This window comes from Aquimarina sp. AD1, from assembly GCF_003443695.1.
In the GTDB taxonomy this organism is placed as follows: Bacteria; Bacteroidota; Bacteroidia; order Flavobacteriales; family Flavobacteriaceae; genus Aquimarina; species Aquimarina latercula.
Map to the genome: position 1 here is coordinate 3713799 of NZ_CP031966.1, position 14694 is coordinate 3728492.

The 14694-nt window shown below is 33.2% G+C and carries 6 protein-coding genes; all 6 read right to left on the reverse strand.

The features are described 5' to 3' along the window. Positions 1-651: 651 nt before the first annotated feature. The gene (locus tag D1815_RS16095; RefSeq protein ID WP_118388189.1) at positions 652-3717 is read right to left on the reverse strand and encodes a glycosyl hydrolase family 8; all 3066 of its coding nucleotides are present in this window, start codon (positions 3715-3717) and stop codon (positions 652-654) included. Between the two features lie 423 nt (positions 3718-4140). Beyond that, a complete protein-coding gene (locus tag D1815_RS16100; protein WP_118388191.1) occupies positions 4141-5520 on the reverse strand; it encodes an endo-1,4-beta-xylanase in 1380 nt (459 codons plus the stop codon). Between the two features lie 102 nt (positions 5521-5622). Next, positions 5623-6825 (reverse strand): hypothetical protein, encoded by a 1203-nt coding sequence (locus tag D1815_RS16105; protein WP_027394613.1) that lies wholly within the window; start codon positions 6823-6825, stop codon positions 5623-5625. A 13-nt stretch (positions 6826-6838) separates the two neighbouring features. After that, positions 6839-8389: a RagB/SusD family nutrient uptake outer membrane protein gene (locus D1815_RS16110; RefSeq protein WP_158594441.1), complete on the reverse strand. Its 1551-nt coding sequence runs from the start codon at positions 8387-8389 to the stop codon at positions 6839-6841. Positions 8390-8416: 27 nt separating this feature from the next. Then, entirely contained in the window at positions 8417-11566 is a 3150-nt protein-coding gene (locus D1815_RS16115; protein WP_118388195.1) for a TonB-dependent receptor, read from the reverse strand. A gap of 127 nt (positions 11567-11693) precedes the next feature. Continuing rightward, on the reverse strand, positions 11694-14363 hold the full coding sequence (locus D1815_RS16120; protein WP_118388197.1) for a glycoside hydrolase family 3 protein: 2670 nt from the start codon (positions 14361-14363) through the stop codon (positions 11694-11696). Positions 14364-14694 lie beyond the last annotated feature (331 nt).

The window sequence follows — 14694 nt, forward strand, 5'->3', positions numbered from 1 at the left end:
AATTCTATATAATAAAATTCTATCTGCCCGTTAATCTCTGAAAAATTATAGATTTCTTGTGTTCAATTCTTAAACATAATACGCTAACTTCTTTCATATATTGATAAAAGTTTTTGTTTATTATTTCTAGATGCTAAAGAAATTTATTCGTACTAAAACAATTCTAAAAGGGGATTGCAACATAGTAGTAGAAAAGAATATATTTTAAAGATTGTTTATATATCAAATACATCTTTAATATAAGTAATAATTGAATTTTGTCAAGACATTTAACTGGCTTTAACTTGTGTTAAGACTCTTTAACATAAGCATTGTTAAATCACTGATTAAAATGTTAATAAAACACTAAAAATTGTTTTGATGATTTCATTTTTTACTTAAAATGGAGTGAAATTTATAAAAAAACTACAATTTTTATTCAAAAAGAGTGTGTTTTCAAGCAAAAAAATCTCTTTTATCTCCGTTTCATTAATTTGCTTAAGAACAAATACTATATCTTTTTTTGTTAAAAAAACAATAATATATTATATCTGAAATATCTTTTCATTTTAGAGAGTTTACAAGGAATAATATTGATTTTTCTAAAAATAGAATCCCTGTAAATTTTACTAAACAGGGATTTTATAATATTTGTTAAAAGGTAAACCGAAGTTAATTAATTACTACCTTCTCAACTATTGATTTCTTGTTCTTATATACCCTTAAAAAATAAACACCTTTACTAAGATTACTGAAACTATATTCTTTTTGATTTATTTCTCTGATACTTCTTATCTCTCGACCGGATAAATCAAATAAAACTATTTGTCTTATATCATTGTAATCTGATACTTCTATGTTTACATTTCCTTTACTTGGATTAGGAAAAACCCTTATAGTTTCTTCCTCCTCTTTAGATCCATTATTATCATCAATTCGTTGATCGCATCCAGTTTTAAAACTGATCCAATCTAATTGAATATTTCTACTTGCATTATGAAAATATAGGTATACAACATGATTACCAGATCCTGATATATCAACTGTTTCTTCTACATAGTTATTCCATCCTCCTGTACTTTCTGGATAAATTTCAGCAATATTATTACTATCCTGATTATTATCAAGTCTTATTTTCATATAACCGTTTTCATTATTTCCCTTAGAATACCTAAAGGTAAACTTGCCACCTGATATATCAATATTATCAAACTTCAACCAATGAGAATAACCAATATTTGTTACTATTCCATTTACAGTATTCAATTGATAAAAACTGTCTGAATTATTTTCTGCTTGTATTTTATTACAGATTGAACCTCCTGTGTCACCTTCCGATTCTTCGAATCTTATCCAATTGATATTAAAAAGACCTCCTGAAATGTCTAATCGTAATACTTGATTTGCGTTTCCACTGGAAATTTGTACATTTTCTATACGTAAACTTTGCCATGATTGCCATCCATTTGTATTAGGAATAACTGTAGAACCTAATTCTGATGTTCCTAATTTAAGTGATAGTGATTTAGAATTATTTTGAGTACTTGCAACTCTTAAGACTATGTCATAAGTTCCAGGAGTAACATTTCCTATTGTATACTCTAACCATTCTCCATTATTTGTCCATCCTAGATTAGTACCACTTCCAGTATCAGATGTATTCTGTAGATCAACACCCTCATCTGTTCTACCTTGACCTCCATTATTACTTGAATCGGAATCATTATAAGCAACTCCTTGCCCTCCATTATCATAATCTTCTGCTTGTATTATTCCAGGAATAGTATGATTTATAAATGGTGACTGTATAGGATCTACTATATCTCCTTGTTCTATTACCACATTGCCTAAACTAATAGGACAATCGTTATTACCCCAACGAACCCATACATTATAAATTCCTGGAGCAACATTATCAAAAGTTGCAGAACCTAAATTATCATTTACGTCTAGAGGATATGTTAACCCTCCATCACTACTAAACTCTATAGCTCCTCTATCAGGTTCATCAGAAAACGTAAAGGTGATTTTTCCATCATTAGCTCCTTGGGTAGTTTCATCAGTTGCAGTTACAGTAGCCGTTGGAAAAGGTGTGCCATTACAATCCGGAATATCTACATTACCCGTAATTGCTTTAAAATTTCCTGATAAATGCATAAAACTCATCATATATAACAACCCATCATAATACCTAAATTGCCCTGAAGGAATTGGAGTATCAAAAAACTCATCAATAAAAGGCCATACTTTTGGATCTTCTAGAGCCAAAGCCCCAACCGCATTACATGCTACTAAACCAGGTGAATGATCATTGTTTCTACTAAATGAACCATCCAATGTCCATAAGGTGCTATACCCTGGTTTATCTTTAAAAAAATTGATCTGCTTGTTTATTAATGGTTGTATATCGTTTTTACTTTTTTGAAACCAAGCAAAATCAAATCCCATGTTCATAATATTTCTCCAAGCATCAAACTCAAAATTACCATGATTTCCTTGATTTACAGGTCTACCATCAAACTCCGAATAATCTGGCATTAATCCAGTTTGGGGATGTGCTGCTCTCGGAAGTAAATAAGTACGGCTTACTGTCGCCATATCTGTCCATAATTGATTATTACTATCAGCTTCTACAGCCCATATTTCATAAAAAGCCGGAAGATGATACGATGGATCAGTAAAACTTGCAGAATTTCCACAAATCCCAAAAACTATTTGTTTCTCATTCTCATCTATCAAACTAGTAGGGCAACCTCCTGAACTAGGTGCTGGTTTATTAAGCATACTATCAAGAATATAATTTGCCTCTGCTCTATAATCAATAGAACCATTACTGCCCCAAAGAGCATCTGCAAAAAATAAAGCAGTTACAAAATATTCTTCTCCATCCGGTGCAGAATTTTGGTCAATCATAGAAAAATTTGATCGACTTAATTGCCAGGAAAACAAGCCTTCTCTTTCTGTTCCCTCTGGGTGTTGACTATAAGTTTCTGCAAAACGCCATAATTTATCAAACTGTGCTTTCTTTCCTAGTTGAACACAGATCATCATTCCATAAGACATTCCTTCTGATCTTATATCATTATTTCCTGTATCCAAAATATAAGCCATATCATTACCTACCTCGTAATAAAGTCTTTCATTGTTACTATCTCCGTTTACAAAATAATGCTCCCAGATAGCGTTCATCTTTTGTTGTACTTCCGTTTCGGTTTTTCCAGATTCTACAAACATATTTCTGTATACTCCAGATTCGAATGAAGGTACTGACGGAATAACCGGAGCTTGTCTTGGTGGTGGCGGAGATCCTAAAAATGTAAAAGTAATTCGATCTAAAAATGTATCATTTGATCCATTATCTGTTATCAATTCTAAAGAGAAATTAAGAGGATTACTGCCTATAATGCTAATCTCTCTAGAACTATTAGAAACAGAAGTTCCAGAAAAACTAAACGAACTAACATTATCACCTATATTTAAATTAATCTTAGCCTCAGTATCAGTGGAGGATGCTCCTCTTATTTCTACTTTATATAGACCTGGTAATGTTGAAAGATTAATTGATCCTTCGGCCTTATCTCCATTACCATAAAAGCCCACACCATCAAAAGGTGAATCTATCATTCCTGCATATGGGCCGCTAATACCCAAATCCTCAATCTGAACAGTGTTTTGTCCAGAGACGATTACTACGCAGAGTAAAAATAATTTCAAAAAAAAAGTTTTAATTGTTTTCATAAGAAGTTTGTGTTTAGAAATTTAGTTAATCTAAACTATGATATTTTCACACAAACAATTAGCAAACAATTAAATACATAAAAAACCACTTATAAAAGTAATTAACTAACACCTTTTGATAACGTAAAAACAATTTTTGAAAATAAGTTAATTTTCTGGTAATCAGTTTTTTATAATCATTCTTGTAGTATATAATTTCTACTTTTTTTACGAAAACGTTTTCGTAAAAAATTCCAAGAAGTATTTATATATAATCTATACCTAAGTAAACGTATAAATCTTTATAAAAAATACATTACAAAGCATAGGATACCTCAAAAGATGACTAGAAAAGAGACTTATTAATATGATTAGAAATAAGAATCCCTGTAAAAATGCATTTACAGGGATCATTTACGACGATTGTTTATGGGAATAAAATCACTATAATCCTTCTAAAAATCCTTGATACGCAGATTTTTTATTAAAGGAAGCATCAAATAATAGCGGCCACTCTGGTCGGCCGTTATTTTCGGGAATTAACCAAGTATCATCATCTTTTAATCCCCAAACCGTTATTGCATATTTTTTGTTCTGCGGAATTGCATTAAAAATCTCAACTACTTCTCGCACTCTTTGTCTTTGTGCCTCAGATCTTTCTTCTGTTAATTCTGTTAAATCATTCGCTGCATTAACCTTTACATCCAATTCTGCAAAATGCACCAATACATCCTTTGCTACTAATTCATCCGTAGCTTCTTGTATCTGCTCTCTACTAGGGAAATTATAGTCTATATGCATCTGATAACCAACACCGTCAATAAGATTGTTTACCAATAAATCATCTACCAATACTAGCACTTTTCCTCTTTTTGTGCCATCAAAAGTCATATTATAATCGTTATAAAACAATTTTACATTAGGGTCAGCGGCTCTAGCAAAAGCAAAACATTTTTCTACATAATCATCTCCCATTCGCTGTAAGAATAAAGTATTTCTCCATTGAGTACCTGCATCATCATCTATAGCTTCATTTACAACATCCCAAGAATTAATTTTACCTTGATATCTTGTAAACACATCAGTAATATATTGTTCTATTAAATCTTCGAACTCCTGATCCGTACCACTAAAATTCTCTAAAGCTTCGGGAATACTTCTATGCCATATTAAGGTATGTCCATGTACATTTAGACTATTCGCTTCTGCGTAAGCAACTAGTGCATCTATTTTACTCCAATCATAAATTATATCTCCCGAACCATCTATCCCTGTAAAAATAGAAGCCATTTTCATATCATTTTCAGCAGTAATACTGCTAAATTCTCCCTTATAAAGATCATCATAGGCAGTTATATTGGTTCTAGCTTCAGATACTGCAACTCCAACAAAGAAATTATTCTCTGTAGCAGATTTTAGGGTTATATCATCTGGAAACTCCTCATTGGTTTCTACACTTATAGTATTTGAGTTTTCGGAAACAACACCATTTACTATAGCCCTTACTCTATAGTAATACTGGGTATTTAAAGATAAACCTGGTATATCTTGAAACAACTGATTTACCGCTAAACTTTCATATCCTTGTACAAAGGATCCAAAATTAGGATCGGTAGCTACATCCAGCTCGTACCCACTTGCCAAAAACACATTACTCCAATTGGCGGTAAAACTTGTAAAATTAATTTCGGAAGCATCTTGTGCAACCGGTGGGACTGCTGAAAAACTTACTGTATTGTCATCATCAGAGCAAGCTACAAAGTTCATCATCATAATAAAAAATAAGGCATAAATGACCTTATTATATACTTTTTCTATTTTCATTGTAATTATTTTATAGAACACATATCTAGAGGAGTAAAACCAATCAAATTAGATGAAATCCCTCTGGATATGTGTTATTATTATTTTATTTTGAAAAGGGCTTTAATCAAGCTCCAATACCTCTAATTTTAGATTATCATATCTATAACCCGATGGTACTACTCCGGTATCACCTTCGTGACTGATTTGCATTCTTACCGCTACGAGCGTAGCAGGATTAGGATCACCCATACTTTGGTTGTTAACATCAAAACCAAATCCAAAATCGGATAGTTTTAATCTTAATGTTTGCCACCCTGATCCTGTTAAAGGAACTTTAAAAATCCAGTTGTCTGTAGTTGCATCTTTTAAAATAAACTCCATAACGGTCCCTGGATAATCATCTCCATTAATATCAAGAAGGATAAATGCATTTTCCGAATCAGTTGAAGTAGTAACAGGAGCTACTTCTTGGTGACCACTTCCTGTAAAACCATCTGTACCTGTATCATCCCAAACAATTTCTGCTCCTCCACTACCATCTACACCAAGACCGTTACTAACCTGAAAGATATTATCTCCATAAGAAAACCAATCAGCATTGTAATCATTATTAATATTTGGTATTCCATTTCCATCAAAATCACTAAATAAAATCTGAACAATACCTCCAACGATAGGTAAATCTTTAGAAACCATTCCTCCAGCCGTAACTACAGTAAAAATGGTAGTTTCGGTCTTTCCTTCAGGAAAAGTAAATAAGATTTCTTGTGGAGAAACTACGGTAAAATCTCCAACTGATTCTCCATCAACAAGTACATCTTCTACATTAAAAAACCAATTACCAAATGCTCTCATCTCGATACCTCCTTCTCCCTTTGATGGTGAAAATGTATCTGCTACTGTTAAGGTAGGGCCTGGTTGCTTAATAGTAAACTCTGTAGAAACAGATTCTCCATATAGGTTCGTAAAGGTTACTGTTTGATTTCCAAAACGACTTCCTTGATCCGCATCAAATGGAACATTAAAAAATAATGCTACATTAGAATTTAATGTGGAGTTAAAAAAGGTATTTACAGTTCCATCAAAAATAATTTCTTTCATATCATTAAGTCCTGTACCTTCTACTCTTACTAGCTCTGCAGGGAATCCTTCATTGATCGCGGGTTCATCTCCAAGTGATACTATATTTACTATTTGTGGATCTCCAAATTGAAGTCCATCTCCGTTATCATCATCACAAGATGATATACATACCAATAAGCCAATTACTGAGCACAAAACAAGCAACTTCTTGATATACATCATTTCTTTATTTTTTTTCATCATTACTTATTTATTAATCATTAATTATATAGTCTATTGCAGGACTAGCTGTATCTATAAATGATGACTCTGCAGATGGTATTGGTAATAAAAAGTCATCATCATCAATGCTATCTACAAAAAACGATTCTACATTAAATGGAACTAACGTATTTACAGTTCCTCTATCTTGATTTCTAATAATGTTTTTTGCAGTTTCTCTATCCATTCTTACTAAATCTAACCAGAATTTACCTGCTTCAAAAGCAAATTCTATTCTTCTTTCATCTGTAAGTGACTGTCTTGTGATCATTCCTTTTTCGGATAATCCAGCTCTTCTTCTTATTTGGTTAAATGCCTCTACAGCTGCTGCATCTCCAGTAGAATCTGCATCACCCATTATTGCCTCGGCATAGATCAATAGTACATCTGCATATCTCATCAATTGGGTACTCATATCTGTTCTCATAAAGAACACATTTGGATGTTCGTCTAATGATCCTACTACATATTTTCTATATCGTAGTTTTGTAGCTGAATCATCTCCGTTTTCTGGAAATGTCCATCCGCCTTCACTAGTTAACAATTCAGGGTAGAATCTTCCAGGTTCACAAATAATCCATTGTCTACGTAGATCTTCTTCTCCTGCATCAGTAACATTATCAAAGGAAAGAAACAAATCTATACTAGGATTTACAGAACCAAAAGATCCATCATTACCAATCACATCATCACTAGCAATAAGATAGGCTTGGTTAGTATTCTGAATACCCCACAATCCATTAATGGATGTCCAAACCCATCGATAGATACCTTCACTATTTACACTTGCAGACGGATTTATAAACTGATCTTGATAATTAGACTGCAAACTGTGTTGCCCGCTATCAATAACTAACTGAGCATAATCTCTAGCCTTATTATATTCTTTACGTGTTAAATACATTTCTGCCAGATAAGACCAAGCGGCTGTTTTTCCAACTCGTATTCCACCTGCTGTTCCGTCAGGTAATAACTCTGCTGCTTTTTGCAAATCATTTTCAATAAAATCATAAATACTGGAAACTGTATTTAACGGATATAAGGTAGAAGTATCTGAAGTAACCTCATCGATTACTGGAATTTCTCCCCATAGACGGACTAAATAGAAATACGAAAAAGCGCGCACAAATCGAGCTTCACCTTCTACCTGATTTCTTACATCTTCAGAAATTTCAGCATTTAATGGTTGGCTAACCACTTTTAATAATTGATTTGCATCTGCAATTCCTTTATAGAAACCTTCCCAACCTTCTAATAATACTCCATTATTTACTCCAACGGAAAACAATCTCCAAGCGGCATCTGATTCAAAACCAATAGAATTACCTGCTAACATATCCAATGAATACATAAACTTATCATTCGTTGTAAAAAAGGATTGCCCATACAAGGAATTAGCTCCAGCTAATAATTGTTCATCCGTTTGATAAAAATTATCTTCAGTAATAGAATCAACAACCTCTATTTCTAAAAAATCTTCACCACAAGATGAGAGAAAGGTCAATACAATAGCATATGTAAAAATTCTCTTTATACTTTTCATACTAAACATATTATTTTCTTTTTCATGTTAAAATTGTACATTAAGTCCAAGTGTCATTGTTCTTGGAACGGGATATCTTCCAAAATCTATACCTTTAAATAAAGCACTTTGATTAAGTGATCCTACTTCAGGATCGTATCCTGAGTAGTTCGTAAATGTGTATAAATTTTGTATTGTTGTATACACTCTTATCTGATCAAAAAACTTAATTTTTTCTCCAAAAGTGCCTTTAGGTAATGTACATCCCAAAGTAACACTCTGAATTCTTAAGTAAGAACCATCTTCTATAAATCTATCGGATACTCTAATATTTCCGTTTTTATCTCCATCGGAATATCTAGGTAAACTTCCATCAGTATTCGTAGCGCTATATCTATCAATTACAGAAGTAGCTTGATTTGCATTAAATCGGTTAACTCCTTCGATATAGGTACGAGTATAGTTATAAATATCGTTTCCATAAGTTCCTTGTAAGAATACTGATAAATCAAACATTCCATATCGGAAATTATTAGTCATACTAAATGTAAAATCTGGATGTGGATTTCCAATAAATGTTCTATCGTTATCATCAATCACTCCATCATCATTTAAATCCTTAAATCTAACATCTCCTAACCAAGTACCGTTAGCTTCATCCACAGAGCTTTCTGCAGGAATAGCAGCAGGTTCAGCACCTGTTAATTCATCTATATCTCTAAATAACCCATCGGTTACAAAACCATAGAACATTCCGATAGGTTGCCCTACTTCTGACCTTGTTAGATTGGCAATAATTTCCTCATCTTGTAGCGTTCCAATGATAGCATCATTTTCACCTGATAATTCAGTAATCTCATTACGATATAAACTAAATACAATGTTGGTATCCCAGCTAAATTTTTCATTCGTAATGTTCTTTGTATTCAAAGTTAAATCAATACCATCATTGATCATTTCACCAAAATTTTCTACTGGAGCATTAACTCCTATAAAAGACAAGGTGTTCAAACTACCTAAGAAACCTGGTATAGGTCTAGTTGCTAAGAAATCTTTAGAAGTTTTTCTATACACATCTACATCTAATCTAATATTGTTATCCAAGAAACCAAGTTCCACTCCCAAGTTTGGAGAAATTAAAGATTCCCATGCAACATTAGGGTTATTAAAATTAGCTAAACTAAATCCACTTCCAAGTGCCGTATTTTGATTTCTAAGAAAGCTCAGATATAGAAAATTATTTATATCCTGGTTTCCACTAGTTCCGTATCCAGCTCGTATTTTAAAATAACTCCAAGCGCTAGAAATACTCTCCATAAAAGGTTCATCACTTACTACCCACGCTGCAGATACTGATGGGAATAAACCCCATCTATTATTAGGTCCAAATTTTGAAGAACCATCATATCGTAAGGATGCTGAAAATAAATATTTTGAATTATAATCATAATTAATTCTACCAAAATAGGATAAGAGAGAAGCTGCACCTTCGAATGATTCGGATAAGGATGTCTCAGCATCTCCAGTATTTAAACCAGGAACATCATTACTAGGAAAGTTAGATCTTTGCCCAGACAATCCTTGAAACTCGGTTTTCTGAGCTTCTGTTCCTAATAGAATATCAAAATTATGATTTCCAATACTAGGAGTATAGGTTAAATAGTTTTTGAATAGGTAATATAACCCTTCATTGGCTGCTCTAAAAGACGAATTTAAGCGATTCGAAAGTGATCCAAAATCATAAGTCGGGAAGAAACTTTGCGTTTTAGCTGTATTATAGTCATACCCTAAATCTGTTCTGAACTTAAGATTATTCGCCAATTTAAGATCCAGATAAATATTTCCATTCATTTTAAATCTTTCTAGCGTACTGTTTCTTATTTCTGAAGCGGCTATCGGGTTTAATGCTCCTGTATTACCTAAACCGTTTTCTGGAGAACCAAAGGTTCCATCAGGATTTCTTACAGGTACATTAGGAGTCTGTCTTAATGCATTGATAATGGTACCATTTCGAGAATCATTTAATCCTATTTGCTCTAACGAACTACTTAGGTTTATGTTATGTCCAAATTTGATCCATTCATTATACTTGTAGTCTAAATTTAATCGTAATCCAAATCTTCTAAGACCAGAGTTGATTACAATACCTTCTTGATCAAAATAATTAGCTGAAGCATAAAATTTTGTTTTCTCTTTTCCTCCAGAAATTGATAATTGATGATTCGTTATTGGAGCTGCTCTAAAAATTTCTCTTTGCCAGTTTGTTCCATCTCCTAAAATATTTGGATTCTCAAACTGAGGAGCTGGTGGTAAATTAGTTGACGGACTCTGTCTAACCTCATTTGAATATGCCGCAAACTCTCTTAGATTCATCATATCCAATAACTTAGGAACTGTCTGAATTCCTGCATATGTCTCATAGCTTATCTTAGCTTTTCCTGCCTTTCCTCTTTTTGTAGTAATCAAAACCACTCCATTAGAGGATTGCGCTCCATATATTGCCGCGGCAGAAGCATCCTTTAAAACGGTTATGGATTCGATATCATTTGGATTTAGCGCAGAAAGAGGACTTATAGCCGTCTGTCCACCAGTTCCTCCAAAACGCGAAAAATTAAATGAATCACTCTCTGAATTCTGAACGTTTACACCATCAATAATATATAATGGTTCATTAGACCCAGTTACGGATGTTGTACCACGTATTCTTACAGATACCGCTCCTCCTGGTCTACCTGTACTTCGAGTCACAGTAACTCCAGATACTAATCCTTGAATCCCTTGATCGATATTAGTAACCGTCTGTTTATCTAACACATCTCCGCTAATTGTAGATATCGCAGATGTCAGATCTTTTTTTCTGCTTTGTCCATACCCAATAACCACAACTTGTTCTAAATCTGTTGCTTCGGGTATCATTACAACATTAATTTGTACGGAGTCAATAACAATTTTTTGTACCGTTTGCATTCCAACATAGGAAAAAACTATAATATCTCCTTTCGATACCCCTTGTAATTCGTAATTACCGTCAAAATCAGTTAAAGCACCATTGGTGGTGCCTTTTACCAAAACGGTAACGCCTGGTAATGGCAAATTAGATTTATCCGTAACTGTTCCACTAACATTATCTTCTTGCGAAAAAACATGCTGTGTTCCAATTAAAATAAATACAATAATTGCTAGTTTAAGTCTTATCATATGACATTGTTTTTATGTAGTTAAGTTTAAAGTGCTTGATAGCTCCTTTTGTTTCCCTTTAATTAGTATTCCTTTTCCCTTACAATTGTTTAGATATAGCAATTAATCTAGGTTTCATTTTTACGCATTACTTAAGTGCTATTTTTTTATTTAAATGTTTGTTAGTTGCGGTATCTGAATCATCATTTCTGTTAGGTTGTTTTCCACCTACATAAATTTGAATTGCTCCTGACGCTTTTTGTTCTTTTCCTGCTGAATTAATCACAGCATATTGTTTTGGGGTAACCGTAAAACTTACCTTTTTTGTCTCTCCAACTTCTAAGTTGATTCTTTTAAATCCTATTAAAGAATGTTTTGGCCCGTCTGTATATTGCTTTTTATCGTGAGATACATAAAGTTGAACAACCTCATCACCTTTCATATCCCCGGTATTTGTAATTTGAACTGTTACAGGAATATTTTCATCTGTTTTTATAGCATCTGGTGCTTCTAGTTTTGAGTATTCGAAAGTGGTATATGACAATCCATGTCCAAATTCATATAAAGGATCTCCTTTAAAATATTTATAGGTTCGATTGGTCATATCATAAGATTTAAAATCTGGAAGATCATCAACAGATTTGTAGAAGGTAACAGGCAATCTACCCGCTGGATTATAATCTCCAAAAAGAACATCGGCAATTGCTCTCCCTCCAAATTCTCCTGGATACCAAGCCTCAAGAATTGCTGGGATGTTTTCATCTGCCCAGTTTATAGCAAGGGCACTCCCATTCATCAACACTAATATTGTTGGTTTACCCAAAGCCTGTACTTCTTTTAATAAAATAAGCTGTGATTGTGGTAATGAAATTTCTGATCTATCTCCCTTATCAAAACCTTCCAAAACTACTGGCATTTCTTCACCTTCTATATCTGGAGATAATCCTAAACACAGTACTACAACTTCTGATTTCTTAACTGCTTCTATTGCTGGAGACAATAGATCTTCATCTAATTTAGACCAAAGTAATTGGGCCTGTGGATCTGTATGATAATTGTAATATTTTATTTTAATATCATATGATTTACCAGCTTCAAGCCTCATATCTAAATACTTCATTTTTGGCTCGTGATCATCTTTAAAATCTACCCTTAAAGAATCATCAACATATAGTTTACCTGCACTACTAGCTCTTAATCCAATACGATATGAACCGCTTTCTTCTGGAACAATTTTTCCTGTCCATCTAACAGAAAAACTATCTGAAGTAGTAATCTCAATTGGTTTTTTTGAAACCCATATAAAATCAACAATACTATCATTTCTCGTTAATTTTGGTTTTCCTTTCCACTCCTCGTTATCAAAGTATTCTCCTTTTAATCCAACGTTATCTCCATTTCGCAATACAGAAGATGGTATTGGTTGTAATAACGGCCATCCTTTTGCTATGTGACTCCCTTTTGCGTAGTTTACCTTAGTGTTTGGTAATTTTTCCTTTATTGCTTTTAGCGGAGTGATATTATTAAGTGGAGTTCCGTGATAATTTCCTAATAAGACTTGTTTAGCATTGGCATTGGGTCCTATTACTGCAATGGATTTTAGATCTTTTCTTAATGGAAGTAGTTTACCTTCATTTTTTAATAAGACCATTGATTCCTTAGCGGTTTTCTCAGATAATTTATAATGGGCATCACTACATACCACATCATAAGATATTTTGGACCAAGACACCATTTCTTCAGGATCAAACATGCCTAGTTTAAATCGTGCTTCCATCAATCTAGATAATGCTCGATCAACCTTATCTTCATCTACTAAGCCTTTAAGAACAGCATCTCCTAAGTTTGGATCATATACATCTCCACAGTTTAAATCTGTACCTCTACTTACTGCTAATGCTGAAGCCTCAGCAGGGGTTTCGACTAATTCATGCTTATTTGGTTCCCAAAAATCATTGATCGCCCAACAATCTGAAACCACATAACCATCAAACCCCCACTCTTTACGAAGTATATCATTTAGTAACAAATTACTTCCGCAACAAGCTTCATCTCGGTATCTATTATATGCACACATTACTGATTGTACATTAGCTTCTTTAATCGCTGCTTCAAAAGCTGGTAAATACGTTTCTTTTAAATCTTTATCTGATGTATGATAATTATCCTCATGCCTTGATTTTTCCGGTCCACTATGTACTGCAAAATGTTTAGCAGTAGCTACCACTTTAAGGTATTTTGGATCATCTCCTTGTAGCCCTTTTATAAAATTTACTCCCATTCTTCCGGTCAAATAAGGATCTTCTCCATAAGTTTCTTGACCTCTTCCCCATCTAGGGTCTCTAAAAATATTGATATTAGGGGTCCAAAAAGTTAATCCTTGATATATCCCTCTTTTGTCTTCTTTAATAAAACGATGATGTTTTGCTCTAGCCTCATCGGAAATAACGGTGCCTATATCGAATAATAGTGGAGCATTCCAAGTAGCCCCCATACCAATTGCCTGAGGAAATACTGTAGCTTCACCTGCTCTAGCCACACCGTGTAAACACTCATTCCACCAATTATAAGCTGGAATACCTAAGCGTTCGATAGCAGGTGCATCATATCTCATTTGAGATACTTTTTCTGAAAGTGTCATATGACTTATTAAATCACTTACTCTTTCATTAATAGACAATTTAGGATCTTTAAACTTGTATGTTGTTTCTTTTTTCGTTTCACACCCTATACTCAACTGAAGAATAATTGAGATAATAATTAAACTACTAATTCTTAAAGGTTTTTTTAATCTATTTTTAGATTCTCTTCTTATCATTGTTATGTTTTAAAGCTGGTTTTTTTATGAAATCATGTCAAGTATAAAAACAAACAATCCGAGCACTACGATAATTAAAAATATCTCGCCCAAAATTTTAATATTTGAATATTTCTTGTTCACTATATTTAACTAATTCACAATTTTTTAACAATTTATGTATGAGATTAAAAAAAGGATGCAACAGATAAAGCATATAATAAAACATTTGTTGCATTCGAACATTGAAAGAGGTGAATTGCAACAATTTAGCCAAAGGGAGCAACAAGAATAACAGGGGGAATGGTTAGAAAGGGAGCTAATTGCTAGCAATGTAATTTTTAATTCTATT